This window comes from Nonomuraea ceibae (genome assembly GCF_019396325.1).
Taxonomy (GTDB): domain Bacteria; phylum Actinomycetota; class Actinomycetes; order Streptosporangiales; family Streptosporangiaceae; genus Nonomuraea; species Nonomuraea ceibae.
The window spans coordinates 78,760-97,543 of record NZ_JAHKRO010000009.1 but is presented as its reverse complement, the minus strand read 5'-3'; the positions used below and the strand labels follow the sequence as shown (position 1 = coordinate 97,543).

Below are 18,784 nucleotides of genomic sequence, written 5' to 3'. Positions count from 1 at the left end.
GGCACGTGACTGCTATCGATCCCACCGTGACCGGCGCGTACGGCGTCGGGCTGGCCACCGTCGCCTCCGACGGCACCGTACTCGACACCTGGTTCCCCGCTCCCGAGCTGGGCGAGCCGCCCGTCACCGGCACCGAGCGGCTGCCCGCCGGCGAGGCGGGCGAGCTGGCCGCGCTGGTCGGCCCGGACGAGGCGCGCGGGGTCGAGGTGGTGGCGGTGCGCACCGGCATCGCCAAGCTGTCCGAGCCGCCCGCCGACGCGCATGACGCCTATCTGCGGCTGCATCTGCTGTCGCACCGGCTGGTGCGGCCGCACGGGCTGAGCCTGGAGGGGGTGTTCGGCAAGCTCGCCAACGTGGTGTGGACGAACTTCGGGCCGTGCGCCGTGGAGGGGTTCGAGCGGACGCGGCTGCGGCTGCGGGCGCGGGGCGTGGTGACGGTCTACGGGGTGGACAAGTTCCCGAGGATGGTCGACTACGTGGTTCCTTCGGGGGTGCGGATCGCCGACGCCGACCGGGTGCGGCTGGGCGCGCACCTGGCGAGCGGCACGACGGTGATGCACGAGGGGTTCGTGAACTTCAACGCGGGCACGCTGGGCACGGCCATGGTGGAGGGCCGGATCTCGGCCGGGGTGGTCGTGGGCGCGGACTCCGACGTGGGCGGCGGCGCGTCGATCATGGGCACGCTGTCGGGCGGCGGCAAGCAGGTGATCTCGGTCGGCGAGCGCTGCCTGGTGGGCGCCAACGCGGGCCTGGGCATCTCGCTGGGTGACGACTGCGTGGTGGAGGCCGGTCTTTACGTGACGGCGGGCACGCGGGTGACGCTGCCTGACGGGCGCGTGGTGAAGGCGATGGAGCTGTCGGGCTCCGACGGGGTGCTGCTGCGCCGCAACTCGCAGTCGGGCGCGGTGGAGGCGCTGCCGCGCAAGGGCGGCGGCGTGGAGCTGAACGCGGCCCTGCACGCGAACTAGCCCCGGCGACCGGGCACGGGCGAGCAGGGACGAGACGGATGAAGGCGGAAAGGGCCGGTGGCTCTTTCCGCCTTCTCGTATCGGCCCGGGCGGTCAGTGGGTGTGGGACACCGCGGAGCCGATGGTGTGGACGCGCAGGGCGTTGGTGGAGCCGGGGGTGCCGGGAGGCGAGCCGGCGACGATGACGACCTTGTCGCCCTTCTCCAGCCGGCCGAGCGACAGCAGCGACGCCTCGACCTGGCGGACCATGTCGTCGGTGTGGTGCACGAACGGCACCTGGAAGGTCTCGACGCCCCAGGTGAGCGAGAGCTGGCCGCGCACGTGGGCGGCGGAGGTGAAGGCGAGCAGCGGGATCGGGGAGCGGTAGCGGGCCAGGCGGCGCGCGGTCTCGCCCGACATGGTGAAGGCGACCAGCGCCTTGGCGCCGACGATGGCGCCGACCTCGGCCGCGGCGCGGGCGATGGCCCCGCCGGTGGTCTCGGGCATGCGCTCCAGGGTGTGGGTGGCGTGCAGCGAGGACTTCTCGGCGGCGCAGGCGATGCGGTCCATGGTGGAGACCGCCTCGATCGGGTAGTTGCCCACGGAGGTCTCGCCGGAGAGCATGACGGCGTCGGCGCCGTCCATGACGGCGTAGGCGACGTCGGAGGCCTCGGCGCGGGTGGGGCGCGGCGCGTTCATCATCGAGTCGAGCATCTGGGTGGCGACGATGACCGGGCGGGCCTTCTCGCGGCACAGCTCGATGATGCGGCGCTGGACGATCGGCACCTGCTCCAGGGGCAGCTCGACGCCGAGGTCGCCGCGGGCGACCATGATGCCGTCGAAGGCCTCGACGATCTCGGGGAGGCGCTCGACGGCCTGCGGCTTCTCGATCTTGGCGAGCAGCGGGAGGCGGACGGCCTCCTGCTCCATGATGTTGCGCACCACGTCGGCGTCGGAGGGACGGCGGACGAACGACAGGGCGATCATGTCGAAGCCGGTGCGCAGCGCCCAGCGCAGGTCGGCCTCGTCCTTGTCGGTGAGCGCGGGGGCGCTGACGTTGATGCCGGGGAGGTTGAGGCCCTTGTTGTCGGAGATCATGCCGCCGATGACGACGCGGGTGATGACCCGCTCGCCGTCGACGCGGGTGGCCTCCAGGACGAGGCGGCCGTCGTCGACGAGGATGGTGTCGCCGGGGCGCACGTCGCCCGGCAGCCCCTTGTAGGTGGTCGACACCTGGTCGCGGTCGCCGGGCACGTCCTCGGCGGTGATGGTGAAGACGTCGCCGAAGCCGAGGCGGACCGGGCCTTCCTCGAACCTGCCGACGCGGATCTTGGGGCCTTGCAGGTCGGCGAGCAGGCCTACGCCGCGGCCGAGTTCGGCCGCCACCTCCCTGACCCGGTCGTAGACCTCTCTGTGCATGTCATGATTGCCATGGCTGAGGTTGAACCGTGCCACGTCCATGCCGGCGGCGATGAGCTCGCGCAGGCGTTCGGGAGAGGATGTGGCGGGGCCTAGGGTGCAGACGATTTTCGCGCGACGAGTCACGAGTCCTACCTTAATTGGTACAGACCACTTGGCAGTCACTGACGACGGAGAACGTACCCGACATAGGAGAACAGGACGGCAACGGCGACCAGCAGGCGTGCCAAGTTCGTGTATTCCTCCGGATAGATGACGCCCTCGATGTAGTGGTCGATGAAGCCGCTCGCGGGCAGCCCGGCGAGCCCGGCGTTGCGCCGCCCCCAGTCCTCGACCAGGGTGAGCGGGCATTCGACGCCGGTGACGACCGACAGCAGCCCCCAGCCGGCGACGGCGAGGTGCACCCAGATGGTACGCCTCCAGCGCCAGGCCAGGAACCCGCCCACCACCATGTAGACGAGGAAGGCGAAGTGCGCCACCATCGCCAGTTCCGCGACGAGGCGGTAGATCATGGCTCGAAGGTCGCCGCCTCCCACGCGTTGACGATGCCCCTGCCGAAGAACCCGTTGTGCGCGGTGTCGCCCTCGCACACGTGGGTGGTGCTCTCGCCGTACACCTTGTAGACGTACGCGCGCGGCGTCGGGCAGGGCTTGTCCGTGGCGGTCTCGTACAGGTAGCGCTCGACGGTGCCGGGCGCCAGCGTGAGGCCGCCGGGGCCGGGCTTGCCGAAGCGGCTGATGAGGATGGCGGCGACGCCGGTGGCGTGCGGCGCGGCCATGGAGGTGCCGTCGAGATACTGGTAGTAGGAGCAGGGGCGCCGGGTGCAGTCGCGGACGACGTCGGTGCCGCGGGGCTTGCCGTTCCTGTCGATGCGGCCCTTGGCGCGCAGCATCGCCTCGGGCGCGGCGGCGAGGATGGAGCGGGTGGGCGAGGCGTCCTTGCCGTCGAGCGTGTCGCCGCCGGGGGCGGCCACGTCGGCCTGCTCGACGCCGTAGTCGCTGTAGATGGCCTTGCGGCCCGAGGGGCCGACGGCGGCGACGGAGATGACGCCTTCGGACTCGGCGGGCACGTTGAGGCAGGAGTTGTCGACCTCGCGGACGCGTTCGCCGCCGCGCGGGTAGCCGGGGCTGACCTTGTCGGTCTTGGGCCGGCCGAGGTCGGTGGAGCCGTTGCCGAGCGCGGAGATCAGCGTGACGCCCTTGCCGCGGGCGTAGTCGAGGGCGCGCTGCATGCCGGTGATGATGGCGCGCTGTTCGAGGCGTTCCTTCTCGCTGTCGGAGGGGTTGTCGCGGCAGTTGAACAGCCACGGGTCGACGTAGTAGCTCATGTTGACGACGTCGACGCCGATGTCGCCGGCGTAGGTGAGGGCGTCGAGGCTGGGCTTGAGGAAGAAGAAGCCGGAGTCCTGGCCGGCGCGGATGTTGACGAGCTGCACGCGCGGGGCGACGCCGATGACGCCGATGCCGTTGGCCGGGGAGGCGATGGTGCTGGCGACGTGGGTGCCGTGGCCGTCGTCGTCGCGGTCGACGGGGTCCTTGCAGCCGTCGGCCTCGCAGGGGCCGTCGAGCGTCTCGCCGTTCTCGTCCTCGGGCTTGTCGGTGACGAAGTTGCGGCTGAGCTCGCGGTTGAAGTTGGCGGCGATGTCGGGGTGGCTGCCGTCGATGCCGGTGTCGATGACGCCGACGAGGACCTTGTCGCTGCCGGGGGCCTTGGCGCGGGCGCGGTCGGCGCCGATCATCATCATGTCCCACTGGCGGGGGGAGAGCGGGTCGCCGGCGCTCTCGCCGTCGCCGGTGAAGGCGGAGGCGTCGGGGAATGCCTTCTTGGCAGGGCCTTTCACGGCGGCGGCCGACGGGGCGTGGCCGATGCGGCGGTCGGCGGAGACGCCGACGACGGCCGGGTCCGCGCCGACGCTTTCGGCGAACCGCGCTCCGGAGGCGCGGGCGAGCACGTACCCGAGCTTGGGTTCGGTGAGGACGGCGGTGCCGCCGGCGGCGCCGATGCGGTCGAGCGCGCCGGCCTGCCCGCCCTCGGCGTAGAAGACGAGGTAGTCGGTGGCGGGTCCCGCGGCGGCGCCCGTGGGTGAGCAGCCGGCCAGCGCCGTCACCGTGGCCAGGGCCGCGAAGCCGGAGGCGATTCTTCGCATATTTCCTCCATCCCCCGCACTCCCCCAGAAACTGCATCTTCCCGACACTGACCGGGTGATGCAACTCGACGCCGAACGCCCGCCCCCGATGGGGACGGGCGTTCGCGGAACTAGCTACACCAGCGGGCGGGCCGTCGGCAGGATCGGGTACGGCAGCGCCGTCTCACCGGTGAGGTAGCGGTCGACACCGCTGGCGGCGGCACGCCCCTCGGCGATCGCCCACACGATCAGCGACTGCCCGCGCCCCATGTCACCGGCCACGAACACGCCGTCGACCTTGGACATGTACGTCCTGTCCCGCGCGACGTTGCCGCGGGCGTCGTAGAAGCCGTCGCCGGCCAGCTCGGCCAGGTCCTGGAGCAGCGCGCCCTTCTCCGGGCCGAGGAAGCCCATCGACAGCGTGACCAGCTCGGCGGGGATCTCCCGCTCGGTGCCCGGGATCGGCTTGAAGCCGTTCTGCGGGCCCTCGACCTCGACCAGGCGCAGCCCGCGCACGTTGCCGTCGGCGTCGCCGGTGAACTCGGTGGTGGAGACCGCGTACACGCGCTCGCCACCGGCGTCGGCCAGCTCCTCGTGCGCGCTCTCCACCTTGAACAGCAGGGGGAACGTCGGCCACGGCTGGCTGCCGGGCCGCGAGGCCGGCGGCCTCGGCATGATCTCCAGCTGGGTGACGGAGGCCGCGCCCTGCCGGATCGCCGTGCCGATGCAGTCGGCGCCGGTGTCGCCGCCGCCGATCACCACGACGTGCTTGCCCTCGGCCGAGACGGGAGAGACCGCGTAGTCGCCCTCCTGAACCTTGTTGGACAGCGGCAGGTACTCCATCGCCTGGTAGACGCCCTTGAGGTCGCGCCCGGCCACCGGCAGGTCGCGCCAGGCCGTGGCGCCGCCCGACAGCACCACCGCGTCGTACTGCTCGCGCAGCTCCGCGGCCGTGATGTCGACGCCCACGTCCACACCGGTGCGGAACTCGGTGCCCTCGGCCCGCATCTGGGCCAGGCGCCGGTCGATGTGCCGCTTCTCCATCTTGAACTCGGGGATGCCGTAGCGCAGCAGCCCGCCGATGCGGTCGGCCCGCTCGTACACCACCACGTCGTGGCCGGCGCGGGTGAGCTGCTGGGCGGCGGCCAGCCCGGCCGGGCCGGAGCCGACGACCGCGACCCTCTTGCCGGTGCGCGTCGACGGGGGCTGCGGGACGACCCAGCCCTCGTCGAACGCCCGGTCGATGATCTCGACCTCGACCCGCTTGATCGTCACCGGGTCGGAGTTGATGCCGAGCACGCACGCCGCCTCGCACGGAGCCGGGCAGAGCCTGCCGGTGAACTCCGGGAAGTTGTTCGTGGCGTGCAGCCGCTCGATCGCCTCCCGCCAGTCGGTGCGGTGGACGAGGTCGTTCCACTCCGGGATGAGGTTGCCCAGCGGGCAGCCGTTGTGGCAGAACGGGATGCCGCAGTCCATGCAGCGCGACGCCTGCTTGGTCAGCTTCTCCTGCGGGAAGTCCTGGTAGACCTCCTGCCAGTCGCCGATGCGGACGTCCACGGGGCGGCGCACCGGCAGCTCGCGGTCGTGCGTGAGGAAACCCTTGGGGTCGGCCATGCGGTACGCCTCCTTAACCCTGGACCGCGGCCGCCATGACGGCCTCGTCGATGTCCCTGCCTTCGATGCGGGCGGCCTCGGCGGCCTGCATGACCCGCTTGTAGTCGGTCGGCATGATCTTGCCGAACCTGCCGAGCGCGGCGTCCCAGTCGGCCAGCAGCTGCTTGGCCACCGGGGAGCCGGTCTCGGCGAAGTGCTGCTCCACCGTCTCCTTGAGGAAGTCGGCGTCCTCGGCGGTGAGCGCCTCGACGGCCACCATCTCCCGGTTGACGCGCTCCGGCCGCAGGTCGAGCAGGTAGGCGACGCCGCCCGACATGCCCGCCGCGAAGTTGCGCCCGGTGGGGCCGAGGACGACCGCCCGGCCGCCCGTCATGTACTCGCAGCCGTGGTCGCCGACGCCCTCGACGACCGCGGTCGCGCCCGAGTTACGGACGCAGAACCGCTCGCCGACGACGCCTCGGATGAACACCTCGCCGGACGTGGCCCCGTACAGGGCGACGTTGCCGGCGATGATGTGGCCGTCCAGCGGGGCCGACTCGTGCGGCCGGAGCGTGATCCGCCCGCCCGACAGGCCCTTGCCGAGATAGTCGTTGGCGTCTCCGGTCAGCCGCAGCGTGATGCCGCGCGGCACGAACGCGCCGAACGAGTTGCCCGCCGACCCGGTGAAGGAGATGTCGATCGTGTTGTCGGGCAGCCCGGCGCCGCCGTAGCGCTTGGTGACCTGGTAGCCGAGCATGGTGCCGACGGTCCGGTTCACGTTGCGGATCGGCAGCTCCAGCGTGACCGGGGTGCCGTCGTTGAGCGCGCCCTCGGCGAGCTGGATGAGCGTGTTGTCCAGCGCGTGCCGCAGGCCGTGGTCCTGCTCGACCGTGCGCCGCAGCGGGGTGCCCTCGGGCAGCTCCGGGCGGTGCAGGATCGGCGACAGGTCCAGGCCGCCGGCCTTCCAGTGGTGCTCGGCCGCGCTCACGTCGAGCATCTCGACGTGCCCGATGGCCTCGTCCAGCGAGCGGAAGCCCAGCTCGGCCAGGTACTCGCGGATCTCCTCGGCGATGAACTCGAAGAAGTTGACCACGAACTCCGGCTTGCCGGCGAAGCGCTTGCGCAGCTCCGGGTTCTGCGTGGCGACGCCGACCGGGCAGGTGTCGAGGTGGCACACGCGCATCATCACGCAGCCGGACACGACCAGCGGCGCGGTGGCGAACCCGTACTCCTCGGCCCCCAGCAGCGCGGCGATGACCACGTCGCGGCCGGTCTTGAGCTGGCCGTCGACCTGCACGACGATGCGGTCGCGCAGGTTGTTCAGCAGCAGCGTCTGCTGGGTCTCGGCCAGGCCGAGCTCCCACGGCGCGCCGGCGTGCTTGAGGCTCGTCAGCGGGGAGGCGCCGGTGCCGCCGTCGTGGCCGGAGATGAGCACCACGTCGGCGTGCGCCTTGGACACGCCCGCCGCGACCGTGCCGACCCCGACCTCGGCCACGAGCTTGACGTGCACGCGGGCGGCCGGGTTGGAGTTCTTCAGGTCGTGGATGAGCTGGGCGAGGTCCTCGATCGAGTAGATGTCGTGGTGCGGCGGCGGCGAGATGAGGCCGACGCCGGGCGTGGAGTGGCGGGTCTTGGCGATCCACGGGTAGACCTTGTGGCCGGGGAGCTGGCCGCCCTCGCCGGGCTTGGCGCCCTGCGCCATCTTGATCTGCAGGTCGGCCGCGTTGACCAGGTACTCGCTGGTGACGCCGAACCTGCCGGAGGCCACCTGCTTGATCGCCGACCGGCGCGTGGCGTCGTACAGGCGCCCGGGGTCCTCGCCGCCCTCGCCGGTGTTGGACTTGCCGCCCAGCCGGTTCATCGCGATCGCGAGCGTCTCGTGCGCCTCGACCGAGATCGAGCCGTACGACATCGCGCCCGTGGAGAACCGCTTGACGATCTCCGAGACCGGCTCGACCTCGTCGATCGGGATCGGGTTGCCCTTGCGCAGCTTGAACAGGCCGCGCAGCGTCATCAGCCGCTCGGCCTGGGAGTCCACCATCTCGGTGTACTCCTTGAAGATCTCGTAGCGCCGGGTGCGGGTGGCGTGCTGCAGCTTGAAGACGGTCTCGGGGTTGAACAGGTGCGGCTCGCCCTCGCGCCGCCACTGGTACTCGCCGCCGACCTGCAGCCTGCGGTGCGCATTGGCGGCCCTCGGGTACGCGTGCCGGTGCCGCTCGGCCGTCTCGCGGGCCAGCACGTCGAAGCCGACGCCGCCCAGGCGCGAGGTGGTGCCGGTGAAGCAGGAGTCGATGACCTGCCGGCTGAGCCCGAGCGCCTCGAAGATCTGCGCGCCGGTGTAGGAGGCCACGGTGGACACGCCCATCTTGGACATGACCTTGATGACGCCCTTGCCGTACGCCTTGATCAGGTTGCGCACGGCCTTGCGCTTGTCGAGCTCCAGCACCCCGGTCTCGACCAGGTCCTCGACGGTCTCGATCGCGAGATACGGGTTGACCGCGCCGGCGCCGTAGCCGATGAGCAGCGCCATGTGGTGGCACTCGCGGGCCTCGCCGGTCTCGATGACCAGGCCGATCTTGGTACGGGTCTTCTCCTGGATCAGGTGGTGGTGCACGGCCCCGGTCAGCAGCAGCGACGGGATCGGCGCCAGGCTGTCGGAGGAGCCCCGGTCGGACAGCACGATGATCCGGGCGCCGTCGGCGATGGCCTGCGACACCTCGGCCTTGATCTCCTCCAGCCGCGACAGCAGCGCCTGGCCGCCGCCCGCCACCTGGTAGAGGCCGGAGACCACATGCGGGTGGAACCCGGGCAGGTCGTGCTCGTCGTTGATGTGGATGATCTTGGCGAGCTCGTCGTTGTCGATCACCGGGTAGGGCAGCACGAGCTGCCGGCAGGAGGCCGGGCCCGGGTCGAGCAGGTTGCCCTCGGGGCCGAGCACGCTGGCCAGGCTGGTGACCAGCTCCTCCCGGATGGCGTCCAGCGGCGGGTTCGTGACCTGCGCGAACAGCTGCGTGAAGTAGTCGAACAGCAGCCTGGGCTTCTCGCTCAGCACCGCCACGGGCGTGTCGGTGCCCATCGAGCCGATCGGCTCGGCGCCGGTGCGGGCCATCGGCGACAGGATGATCCGCAGCTCCTCCTCGGTGTAGCCGAAGGTCTGCTGCCTCCTGACCAGCGCCTCATGGGTGGGGATCTCCCGCTGCCGCGCGGGCAGCTCCTCGAAGCGGACCAGCCCGGCGTGCAGCCAGTCGGCGTACGGCAGCGCGGCGGCCAGCTCGGCCTTGATCTCGTCGTCCTCGATGATCTTGCCGCGGGCGGTGTCGATGAGGAACATACGGCCGGGCTGCAGGCGGCCCTTGCGGACCACGTCCTCCGGCGCGAAGTCCAGCACGCCCGCCTCGGAGGCGAGCACGACCAGGCCGTCGGCGGTCACCCAGAACCGGCCGGGGCGCAGGCCGTTGCGGTCGAGCACGGCGCCGGCCAGCGTGCCGTCGGTGAACGTGATCGACGCCGGGCCGTCCCACGCCTCCATCATCGAGGAGTGGAACTCGTAGAAGGCCCGGCGCGCCGGGTCCATCTCCGTGTGGTTCTCCCACGCCTCCGGGATCATCATGAGCACCGCGTGCGGCAGGCTGCGCCCGCCGATGTGCAGCAGCTCCAGCACCTCGTCGAAGGAGGCGGTGTCGCTGGCGTCCGGGTCGCAGATCGGGAAGAGCCGCTGCAGGTCGCCGGGGATGAGCCCCGACTCCAGCATGGCCTCGCGGGCCCGCATCCAGTTGCGGTTGCCCCGTACCGTGTTGATCTCGCCGTTGTGCGCGATGTAGCGGTAGGGGTGGGCCAGCGGCCAGCTCGGGAACGTGTTGGTCGAGAAGCGCGAGTGCACCAGCGCGATCGCGGTGGCGTAACGCTCGTCCGACAGGTCGGGGAAGAACGGCTCGACCTGGTCGGGCGTGAGCATCCCCTTGTAGACCACCGTACGGGCCGACAGCGAGGGGAAGTAGACGTCGACCTCGTGCTCGGCCCGCTTGCGCAGGCAGAACGCCAGCCGGTCCAGGTCGATCCCGGCCTCGCCGCCGGGCGCGGCCACGAACAGCTGGCCGAAGTGCGGCATGACCGCCCTGGCGCTCGGGCCGGGCAGGTCGCGGTCGACCGGCACGTCGCGCCAGCCGAGCACGGTCAGGCCCTCCTCGGCGGCGATCTCCTCGATCATGCCGGTGGCGATCCGGCGCGCCTCGGGGTCGATCGGCAGGAAGGCCACGCCCGTGGCGTAGCGGCCCGCCTCCGGCAGCGCGAACGGCACGACCGCGCGGTAGAGCTCATCGGGGATCTGCGTCAGGATGCCGGCTCCGTCGCCGGTGTCCGGCTCGCTACCCTTGGCCCCCCGGTGATCGAGATTGCACAGCGCCGTCAGCGCCTTGACCACGATCCCGTGCTCCCGGCGGCCGTGCACGTCGGCCACCATGGCGACGCCGCAGGCATCGTGCTCGTTGGCGGGGTGGTAGAGGCCCTGGGGCTCGGGGAACCCGAGGTGGGCAGCAGGCATTGAATCCCTCCCGTCGTCTTCGTCTGTCTTGGACTGCTCCACAGGCGGGGACGACGTTGGCCCTGCTGCATATCGTGGATAGAGGTTACCGCACGCTGCCCGAATGGTGCCCACCGCATCCACAGTGCGAACATTCATAACATCCCGGCATGCGAGCGGAGATGTCCCAAACCCCGGAACAGCAGGGGCTTCCCGCTCCCCCGCATTCCGGACACGGCGCCGCCGGATTAGTGCCGCCGGGTTGGTGTCGCCGGACACGGGGCAGCCCCTCGATAGGGTTGCCCGCATGGAACGCGACGGGGTGGAACGGCTGCTGGCCGAGGCGGGCGTCGACGGCAGGCGGCTCAGGCACGCGCTGGCGTCGCTCTGCGACGGCCGGTGGTGGACCCTCGCCACGCTGGTCAGGCACACCGCGACCTCACGGCGGACGATCGAGTCGCTGCTCGGCGTCCTGGACCTGGAGCGCTCCGGCGACCGCTTCCGCGTGGCCGAGACGCACCGGCCCGCCTTCCAGGACCTGCTGGCCGTCGCGCCGCCGCCCGAGGACCCGGTCGGCCACCTGGTGCCGCACTACGAGGCCGTGCTGGACCGGCTGCGCGAGCTGGTCGCCGGCGCGCCGCGCGCCCGCCACACGCTCGACCACGTCGCCGCCACGCCCGACACGATCCTGCGCCGGGCCCTCCTGCTCGGGGCCCGCTTCTGGCTGCCGGGCGCCCGCCTGCTCTGCGTCGGCGACCACGACCTGACCTCGCTCGCCGTCAAGCTCGTGCACCCCGAGACGGACGTCACGGTCGCCGACGTCGACGACCGCATCCTGGCCTACATCGACGAGCAGGACCTCGGCGTCCGCACCCGCTGGGCCGACCTGCGCCTCACCCTGCCCACCTCCGCCCGCGACCACGACCTGGCCATCACCGACCCGCCCTACACGCCGGAGGGCATCGGCCTGTTCGTCGCCCGCGCCGTCGAGGGCGTCAAGGACGACGGGCGCGTCCTGCTCGCGTACGGAGCCAGCGAGCGGACCCCGGCGCTGGCCCTCAAGGTGCAGAACGCGCTGTCGGCCCTCAACCTCGCCTACGAGGCCATCTATCCCGACTTCAACCGCTATTTCGGCGCCGAGGCCATCGGGTCCGCCGCCGACCTGTACATCCTGCGGCCCACCACCCGCACCCGGCCCGCCGCCGCGGCCCGCCTCGACCGCGCCGCCACCGCCATCTACACCCAGGGCCCCCAGTCCGTCGAGTCCGCCCCCGCCGCCGACGCCCCCACCCAGCCCGAGGGCCCCGCCGACCTCCTCGTCGGCGACTGGCCGGCCTCCCTGCCCCACACCCGGGTCAAGCTCTCCACCTGGCTCGCCAAGCCGTACGCCGCCACCGTCGAGCGCGTCGCGATCGCCGTCCCGGCCGGGCTGGAGGCGGCACTCCCCCGCCTCCTCCTCGCCACCCGCGCCGCCCACGTCGAGGTCCACCTCACCGCCCCGCCCGCCGTCCCCGCCGCCCTCGCGCCGGTCTACGACTTCACCACCTCCGGCACCGTCCTGCACGCCACCCGCCGCCCCCTCCCCGACGACCCCGAGGGGCTGCTCCTGCGGCGCATCCTGGACAACGGGCACGCCAAGCTCGCCAACTCCTGGCGCGAGGGCCTCATCGCCGCCGCCCGCGCCCAGGACGGCGCCCTCACCAAGAACGAGGCCCGCACCCTCATCCGCCAGACCGCCCCCTGGTCCGACGCCCTCTCCCCCGTCGAGGCCCCCCTCCACCGCCTCACCACCCTCCCCACCCACATCGCCACCACCCTCACCCTCCTCCACACCCCCCTCTGACGGGACCCGCCACAGGCAGCGCGAACCGCCAAGGGACGCCGACCCCACCTGGTCGAGCCACCGCAGGGACCGTGACGCCGGCGCAAGCTACAGACTGGCCCCGGTACGGGCGCCTGGAGGCCCCAGTGGCTCCTGCAGGACCACGGGCCGCTACGGGGGCCCGCCCCTCCCCCGCGCGTACCAGCCGGAGGCGGTGGCACCCGGCGGAACCCGCACCGCCGAGCGGGCCCCGGCTACTTGCGTGGCAGGTGCCTCCCCACGGCGCGCCTGCCGAGAGCGCGCGCACGGGTGCGCGCCTCCTATGGACGCAGAGGCCGTAAGGGCCACACGGGCCGGAGGGACTAAGTGGCGGCGAGGACGCGGGACTGGATGGCCTGGCCGAGGGAGTCGAGGGCGATGAGCGGCGGCACCAGGTCGGCGTCGGCCGTGCCCCGGGCTCCGACCCAGCTGACGGTCACGTAATGGCCCAGGGCGCGCACCTCGGCGCGGCTGCGCGCGGGGTCGAAGGGCACCGCCTGCCGGACGAACCCGTCGCGGCGCAGGGCCGTGACCAGGGCGTCGGCCGCGCGCCCGTCCGGCAGGTTGAAGATGACGAACTGCCCGGCGACAGCCCCGCCCGTGTAGGTGGCCCGCAGCGCCTGCGTGCATCCGGACGCGGCGGCACCCCACAGCGCGTCGTCGCAGTCGGCCAGCTCCTCCACCTCGCCCCGGGCCAGCTGGCCGAGCGCCCCGGCGCGGAACAGCTCGCCCGTGGTGAGCGGCGCGGCGTCGTCGGCCCGGGAGTCGACCGGCGCGTACATGGCCGACGTCGGCGTCCCGTGGAAGGCGGCGGGCCGGGGCGCGTCGCGCCCGAGCCACAGCCAGGCCCCCGCCCCGAGCACCGCGACCCCGGCCACCACCAGCGCGATCACGACCCGCCCCGGCATCAGATCCCCCACCTCACGCCAACCCCCGTTCTCTCAAACCACACCATCGCCCCCGTACGCCCCATGCCACCACACAACCGCGTCCCGTCGCCATCCCCATGACGACGGGACCCGGTCGCCGCCTGTCACCCGCCGGGGCCGGTGATGGCGACCACGCGCCGGTAGAGGGCCTTCTCGGCGCCTCTCAGGGTGAGGGCGAGCGAGACGTAGTCATCCTTGGGCGTGGGCTCGGCGCCGTCGGCGCGGCCGAGCCAGACGAGGCCGACGTAGTGGCCGAGGGCGTAGCCGCCCGCCTCGGTGTAGCCGCCGGCCGGGTAGGCGGCCTGGGGGCTCTCCAGCGGGATGGTCCAGCCGCCTCGGTAGAGCGTCTTCAGCGCCTCGACGAGCTCGCCGGCCGCCTCGCCGTCACGCAGGTTGAGCAGCGTGTACTGGCCGACGTAGCGGCCGTCGGCGGTGGTGTAGAGGCCGCGGGCGGCCTGGGTGCAGCCGGCGTCGGCCACGCGGGCGAGCAGGTCGGCGCCCCACAGCGCGGCCGAGCAGTCGGCGTCGACCTGGCTGGCGACGAGTTTGAGCGAGAGCTTCTTGCCTCCGGGGAGCGTCTTCTGGCCGAAGACCTCCTTGGCGGTGAGCGGCTTGGGGTCCTTGGCCCGGTCGGCGACCGGCTGGAACAGCTTGGGCGAGGCCCAGCCGTGGAACACCTGCGGCAGCGCCGTGTCGCGTTCGGGGACGGAGCCGCCGGTGCGCGCCGGGGGCGTGTAGGAGCCGAGGGAGGCGATGACGGCGACCAGCGCGGCGACGGCCACGAGGGCGGCGGCCACGGTCGCGATGACGGCCAGCGTCCGCTGCTGTTCGGGCCGGAGCCCCCAGCGGGTCAGCAGCGAGAGCTCGAAGTCGGGCCGGGGAGCGCGGCCGGCGCGGGGCGTCTTGGGCGGGCGGGGGGCAGGGGCGGCGCGGCGCCTCTTGCGGGCCCTGGTCTCGGTCACAGCCCCGACGCCCCGATCAGGTTGCCGAGCCCGAACGTCAGCCCGGCCGCGACCACGCCGACGACGAGCTGGCGCAGCCCCGAGTACCACCAGCTCCGCGCGGTCACGGCGGACACGACGGCGCCCGCGGTGAACAGCGCCACGCACGACACGACGGCCGGCACCCACAGCTCGACCGCGCCGAACACGTACGGCAGCAGCGGCAGCGCCGCGCCCACGCTGAACGAGACGAACGACGAGACGGCGGCCAGGACGGGTGAGGGCAGCTTGCCGGGCTCGACGCCCAGCTCGTTGCGGGTGTGGACCTCCAGCGCCCGGCGGGGGTCGCGGGAGAGCTGCCTGGCGACCTCGGTGGCCAGGGCGGGCTCGACGCCCTGGTCGGTGAAGGACTGGGCGAGCTCGGCCAGCTCGTCCTCCGGGTGGCGGGCCAGCTCGCGGGCCTCGACCTGGATCTCGGCCTGGGCGAGCTCCTTCTGGCTGGCGACGGAGACGTACTCGCCGCCCGCCATGGAGAACGCGCCCGCGGCCAGCCCGGCGACGCCCGCCAGGCCGATGACCTTGGTGTTGGCGGTGCCGCCCGCGACGCCGGCGATGAGCGCGAAGTTGGACACCAGGCCGTCCATCGCGCCGAACACCGACGGCCTGAGCCAGCCGCCGTTGACGTCGCGATGCTGGTGGTGGATCTCCGCGCGGTCGTTCATCGCGCGTTCTTCTCCTCCGCGACGTCGCGTGGGGCCGCGTCGGACCCGTCGGACTTCCCGTCGTCGGAAGTGTCGCCGGGGGTGTCGTCGGCCTGGTCGGCCTCGTGGGCAGGGTCGGCCGGGTCGTCCCCGCCGTCGCCCGAAGCCGGTACGGCGTCCGCGTCGGCCGTCGCGTCGGCCTCCGGGGAGACGACGACCTCGTCACCCGTCTTGTTACGGGTCGCCCAGAAGTAGACGAGCGCGCCGATGAACAGCGCGAGCGCGGTGTACTGGTTGATCCGCAGCCCGAACAGCTCGACGGCGTGGTCGACCCCGCCCACCGGGTCGATGCGCAGCCCCTCGATCCAGAACCGCCCGAGCGTGTAACCCGCCACGTAGAGGGCGAACAGCCGCCCGTGGCGCAGCGTGAACCGCTTGCCCGCGTAGAGCAGCACGAAGCCGAGCACCAGGTTCCACAGCGACTCGTACAGGAACGTCGGATGGTAGAGGACGCCGGGCTCGCCGCCGTGTGCCTGGTCGATCTCCAGGCCCCACGGCAGCGTGGTCGGCGAGCCGTACAGCTCCTGGTTGAACCAGTTGCCCCAGCGGCCGATGGCCTGGGCGAACGCGATGCCGGGGGCGACCGTGTCGGCCACCGCGCTCAGCGACAGACCGCGCCGGCGGCAGGCGATCCACACGCCGACGCCGCCGAGCGCGATCGCGCCCCAGATGCCGAGACCGCCCTCCCAGATGAACAGCGCCTGGTAGGGCTCCTTGATCGCGCGCTCGCCGAAGTACGTCTGCCAGTCGGTGATGACGTGGTAGAGGCGGCCGCCGATCAGACCGAAGATCACCGCCGGGACGGCGATGTCGATGATCGTGCCCTTCTGGCCCCCGCGGTCGCGCCAGCGGCGCTCGCTGAGCCAGACGGCGACGATCACGCCGAGCACGATGCACAGGGCATAGGCCCGGATCGGGATGATTCCGAGATACCAGACCCCCTCGGCGGGGCTGGGAATCGAGGCTAGGGGCATGTCAGGTGAGGGTAGCGGACGTCAGGCTACTTGGCGGCCTCGGTGACCGTATCGCGCAGATCCTTGGGGGTGAAGACCACACTGTTGTCGATCATCTGGCCGTCGACCTTGACCGTCGGGGTGCCTTCGAGGTTCTCCCGCTTGTTGATCTTGTCGCTGTAGTCGAGCTGCGCCTGGGCGTGCTTCTGCGACGTGACGCAGGTCTCGAAGCCGGGGTCGGTGACGCCTGCCTCCTTGCCCCATTCGATGAGCTGGTCGGTCTTGAAGCCCTCGACGGTCTCGCTCGGCTGGTTCTCGAACAGCAGGTCGTGGAAGGCCACCCACTGCTTGCCGTCGGGGACGCAGCGGGCCGCGGCCCCGGCGCGCACCGAGTTGCCCTTGGTGGGCTCCTGGCCGAAGATCGTGATCGGGTGGTAGACGACCTTGGCCAGGCCCTCGGCGGCCAGGTTCTTGAACGTCTGGCCGCTGACCCGCTCCAGCTCCTTGCACGCCGGGCACTGGAAGTCCTCGTAGATGTCGACGACCGGCTTGGTCACGCCGTCCTTGGCCATGATCACGCTGCCGTCGGCCTGGATGGTGACCGGCGCGAGATCGGCCCCGGCCTGCTCCGACTGGGACCTGCTCATCGTGTACCACATCCCGGCGCCGATGGCGGCGATGGCCACGGCGCCGGCCGTGACGTACGTGACGACCTTCTTGCGCTGCTCACGGGCACGCTCGGCGGCCTGCTGCTCCCTGATCTTCTCCCGCGCCGTCTTCGACCGCTCAGCCTTGCCCATCACTGTTCTCCTCATCGTCCAAGGGGTGCTCGGCACCCGCCAGCCCCAGCGGCCGGTCCAGCGCGAAGCGGCCCGGCGGGAAACGCACGACCCAGGCGCCCAGCAGCACGAGGCCGAAGTCGCGCACAATGTCGAGCAGGTAGGTCGGTTCCTGCCCGGCGCCGAGCTGGCCGCCGCCGCCGAAGCAGCCGCAGTCGATCCGCAGCCCGTTGGCCCACGCCCAGGCGATGCCGAACACGAACGCGAGCATGAGCAGCGCGGCCACGACGGCCGCCACCCTGGTCATGAGGCCCACGATCAGCAGCACCCCGACGACGACCTCCACGATCGGCAGGGCGTAGCCCACGGTCGTGACCAGCGGCTCGGGCAGCAACTCGTACGCTCTGACCGCCACCACCGAGTCGGCCGGGTTGCCGATCTTGAGCCCTCCGGCCGCGATCAGCACTCCGCCCAGGACCAGCCGGGCGACGGTCGTCACCCAGGGTATCGCCGATCTCGCGGTGTGTGACGCCTGTGACGCGTTCACGAGCCATCTCCTCTTTCTCCGTGCGGAAGGCGCACAGTACCGGGACCTATCCGATCACGCTCGGGATAAGGGTCGGCTAAGTGCCGCCGTCCCGCGGTTCACCTGCGGCGAAACCCCGATTCCGCTGGGCGCGGAACTCGCTCTGCGGCTGCCCCGCGCGCCGGGTGAACAGCCGCGCGAAACAGGCGGCGTCGTCGTAGCCGACCCGGCGGGCGACGGCGGCCACCGGCAGGTCGGTGCCCCGGCGAGCAGGCCCTTGGCCCGTTGAGCCGGATCGACAGCAGATGGTCCTCAGGGCTGCACCCGACCGGCCGCAGGACGGCCCGGCGCAGGTCAGCCCGGCGCAGGTCAGCCCGGCGCAGGTCGGCGCGCGGCATGCCGAGGCGTCTGGCGTGCTCGGCGACGGAGACGGAGACGGGCAGGCAGGCGTCGCGGGCCGGCACGCACGGGCCATGCGGCCGATCGCGCGGGCAGCCGGCTCGGCGGTGGTGAGCGGCGGGACCGGCCGGGCGGCGTCGACGCACCCGAGGTCCTGGCAGGCGGGCCCGGCGAAGGCGGCGAACCGCCAGGCGGGCGCCCCGGTGGTCAGACGCGGGAGCGAACGCCCTCGGCCATCGACCGGGCCAGCTCGCCGATCGAGGCGAGACCGGCGGCCTCGTCGGGGGCGTCGAGGATGCGGCGGATGAACGCCGAGCCCACGATGACGCCGTCGGCGTAACCGGCGACCTGCGCCGCCTGGGCGCCGGTGCCGACGCCGAGACCGACGCAGACCGGCAGGTCGGTGTGCTCGCGAGTGCGCTTGACCAGGTCCTCGGCCGCCACGTTGACCGTCTCCCGGGCGCCCGTGACGCCCATCAGCGAGGCCGCGTAGACGAAGCCGGTGCAGCAGGCGGCGACGGCCTTGATGCGCTCCTCGGTGGAGCTGGGCGCCACCAGGAACACCGTGTCGATCCCCGCCTCGGCGGAGGCGGTGCGCCACGGCTCCGACTCCTCCGGCGTGAGGTCGGGGGTGATCGTGCCGGTGCCGCCCGCCGAGGCGAGGTCGCGGGCGAAGCGGTCGGCGCCGTAGCGGTCGATCGGGTTCCAGTAGGTCATGACGAGCGTGGCCGCGCCGGTGGCCGCCACGCCCTCGACGGTGCGCAGGACGTCGGCGATGCGGGTGCCGTTGAGCAGCGAACGGTGCACGGCGTCCTGGATGGTGGGCCCGTCCATGAGCGGGTCGGAGTAGGGCAGGCCGATCTCGATGACGTCGCACCCGGCCTCGACCAGGGCCGCGGCGGCGGCGACGGCGCCGTCCTTGGTCGGGAAGCCCGCCGGCAGGTAGCCGATGAGCGCGGCCCGGTTGTCCGCCTTCGCCTTGGCGAACACCGTCTGGAGAGTCGTCATTGATGGTCCCGTTCTCAGGTCGTC

At 72.2% G+C, this 18,784-nt stretch carries 15 protein-coding genes; 2 read left to right on the top strand and 13 right to left on the bottom strand.

Annotation, left to right across the window (positions count from 1 at the left end; genetic code table 11):
- The first annotated feature begins 5 nt into the window (after positions 1–5).
- Positions 6–968: a 2,3,4,5-tetrahydropyridine-2,6-dicarboxylate N-succinyltransferase gene (gene dapD / locus KME80_RS09055; protein WP_219502487.1), complete on the top strand. Its 963-nt coding sequence runs from the start codon at positions 6–8 to the stop codon at positions 966–968.
- A 93-nt stretch (positions 969–1,061) separates the two neighbouring features.
- On the opposite strand, the gene pyk is transcribed toward dapD, so the two are convergent.
- The 5 genes from pyk to gltB all read right to left on the bottom strand — a co-directional run bounded on the left by pyk (position 1,062) and on the right by gltB (position 10,624).
- Complete coding sequence (gene pyk / locus KME80_RS09050) at positions 1,062–2,492, bottom strand: pyruvate kinase (protein ID WP_219502484.1); 1,431 nt, start codon at positions 2,490–2,492, stop codon at positions 1,062–1,064.
- Positions 2,493–2,527: 35 nt separating this feature from the next.
- Positions 2,528–2,878: a DUF2784 domain-containing protein gene (locus tag KME80_RS09045; RefSeq protein ID WP_219502481.1), complete on the bottom strand. Its 351-nt coding sequence runs from the start codon at positions 2,876–2,878 to the stop codon at positions 2,528–2,530.
- The gene (locus KME80_RS09040) at positions 2,875–4,512 is read right to left on the bottom strand and encodes a S8 family peptidase (RefSeq protein WP_219502478.1); all 1,638 of its coding nucleotides are present in this window, start codon (positions 4,510–4,512) and stop codon (positions 2,875–2,877) included. Before KME80_RS09040 ends, KME80_RS09045 begins: the two co-directional genes overlap by 4 nt.
- A 114-nt stretch (positions 4,513–4,626) precedes the next feature.
- On the bottom strand, positions 4,627–6,105 hold the full coding sequence (locus KME80_RS09035; protein ID WP_219502475.1) for a glutamate synthase subunit beta: 1,479 nt from the start codon (positions 6,103–6,105) through the stop codon (positions 4,627–4,629).
- Positions 6,106–6,118: 13 nt separating this feature from the next.
- On the bottom strand, positions 6,119–10,624 hold the full coding sequence (gene gltB / locus KME80_RS09030) for a glutamate synthase large subunit (RefSeq protein ID WP_219502472.1): 4,506 nt from the start codon (positions 10,622–10,624) through the stop codon (positions 6,119–6,121).
- Positions 10,625–10,910: 286 nt separating this feature from the next.
- Here gltB and KME80_RS09025 point away from each other — a divergent pair, with 286 nt between their 5' ends.
- Positions 10,911–12,446 carry a bis-aminopropyl spermidine synthase family protein gene (locus KME80_RS09025; RefSeq protein ID WP_246644359.1) on the top strand — a complete coding sequence of 512 codons (1,536 nt, stop codon included), beginning with the start codon at positions 10,911–10,913 and terminating at the stop codon, positions 12,444–12,446.
- 341 nt (positions 12,447–12,787) lie between these two features.
- Here the strand turns inward: KME80_RS09025 and KME80_RS09020 are convergent, their stop codons facing one another.
- From KME80_RS09020 to trpA, 8 genes are all read right to left on the bottom strand, one after another.
- Positions 12,788–13,372 (bottom strand): hypothetical protein, encoded by a 585-nt coding sequence (locus tag KME80_RS09020; RefSeq protein ID WP_219502470.1) that lies wholly within the window; start codon positions 13,370–13,372, stop codon positions 12,788–12,790.
- A 125-nt stretch (positions 13,373–13,497) separates the two neighbouring features.
- Positions 13,498–14,355 (bottom strand): hypothetical protein, encoded by an 858-nt coding sequence (locus KME80_RS09015; RefSeq protein ID WP_219502467.1) that lies wholly within the window; start codon positions 14,353–14,355, stop codon positions 13,498–13,500.
- Complete coding sequence (locus KME80_RS09010; RefSeq protein WP_219502463.1) at positions 14,352–15,056, bottom strand: VIT1/CCC1 transporter family protein; 705 nt, start codon at positions 15,054–15,056, stop codon at positions 14,352–14,354. Before KME80_RS09010 ends, KME80_RS09015 begins: the two co-directional genes overlap by 4 nt.
- The gene (gene lgt, locus KME80_RS09005) at positions 15,053–16,069 is read right to left on the bottom strand and encodes a prolipoprotein diacylglyceryl transferase (RefSeq protein ID WP_246644358.1); all 1,017 of its coding nucleotides are present in this window, start codon (positions 16,067–16,069) and stop codon (positions 15,053–15,055) included. The genes KME80_RS09010 and lgt overlap by 4 nt, the downstream gene beginning before the upstream one ends.
- Before the next feature lie 26 nt (positions 16,070–16,095).
- Positions 16,096–16,848, bottom strand: coding sequence for a DsbA family protein (locus KME80_RS09000; protein WP_219502461.1), 753 nt, complete (start codon positions 16,846–16,848; stop codon positions 16,096–16,098).
- Positions 16,835–17,326, bottom strand: a complete 492-nt coding sequence (locus KME80_RS08995; RefSeq protein ID WP_219502457.1) for a MauE/DoxX family redox-associated membrane protein — start codon at positions 17,324–17,326, stop codon at positions 16,835–16,837. The genes KME80_RS09000 and KME80_RS08995 overlap by 14 nt, the downstream gene beginning before the upstream one ends.
- 146 nt (positions 17,327–17,472) lie before the next feature.
- The gene (locus tag KME80_RS53145) at positions 17,473–17,751 is read right to left on the bottom strand and encodes a pentapeptide repeat-containing protein (protein WP_372455349.1); all 279 of its coding nucleotides are present in this window, start codon (positions 17,749–17,751) and stop codon (positions 17,473–17,475) included.
- 208 nt (positions 17,752–17,959) lie between these two features.
- Positions 17,960–18,760: a tryptophan synthase subunit alpha gene (gene trpA, locus KME80_RS08990; protein WP_219502453.1), complete on the bottom strand. Its 801-nt coding sequence runs from the start codon at positions 18,758–18,760 to the stop codon at positions 17,960–17,962.
- Between the last annotated feature and the right edge of the window lie 24 nt (positions 18,761–18,784).

What these genes read in the sequence shown, in the direction of transcription:
- KME80_RS09045 (WP_219502481.1), bottom strand. Translation starts at nt 2,878, where the DNA reads ATGATCTACCGCCTCGTCGCGGAACTGGCGATGGTGGCGCACTTCGCC.
- KME80_RS09040 (WP_219502478.1), bottom strand. Translation starts at nt 4,512, where the DNA reads ATGCGAAGAATCGCCTCCGGCTTCGCGGCCCTGGCCACGGTGACGGCG.
- KME80_RS09035 (WP_219502475.1), bottom strand. Translation starts at nt 6,105, where the DNA reads ATGGCCGACCCCAAGGGTTTCCTCACGCACGACCGCGAGCTGCCGGTG.
- gltB (WP_219502472.1), bottom strand. Translation starts at nt 10,624, where the DNA reads ATGCCTGCTGCCCACCTCGGGTTCCCCGAGCCCCAGGGCCTCTACCAC.
- KME80_RS09025 (WP_246644359.1), top strand. Translation starts at nt 10,911, where the DNA reads ATGGAACGCGACGGGGTGGAACGGCTGCTGGCCGAGGCGGGCGTCGAC.
- KME80_RS09020 (WP_219502470.1), bottom strand. Translation starts at nt 13,372, where the DNA reads ATGCCGGGGCGGGTCGTGATCGCGCTGGTGGTGGCCGGGGTCGCGGTG.
- KME80_RS09010 (WP_219502463.1), bottom strand. Translation starts at nt 15,056, where the DNA reads ATGAACGACCGCGCGGAGATCCACCACCAGCATCGCGACGTCAACGGC.
- lgt (WP_246644358.1), bottom strand. Translation starts at nt 16,069, where the DNA reads ATGCCCCTAGCCTCGATTCCCAGCCCCGCCGAGGGGGTCTGGTATCTC.
- KME80_RS09000 (WP_219502461.1), bottom strand. Translation starts at nt 16,848, where the DNA reads ATGGGCAAGGCTGAGCGGTCGAAGACGGCGCGGGAGAAGATCAGGGAG.
- KME80_RS53145 (WP_372455349.1), bottom strand. Translation starts at nt 17,751, where the DNA reads ATGCCGCGCGCCGACCTGCGCCGGGCTGACCTGCGCCGGGCTGACCTG.
- trpA (WP_219502453.1), bottom strand. Translation starts at nt 18,760, where the DNA reads ATGACGACTCTCCAGACGGTGTTCGCCAAGGCGAAGGCGGACAACCGG.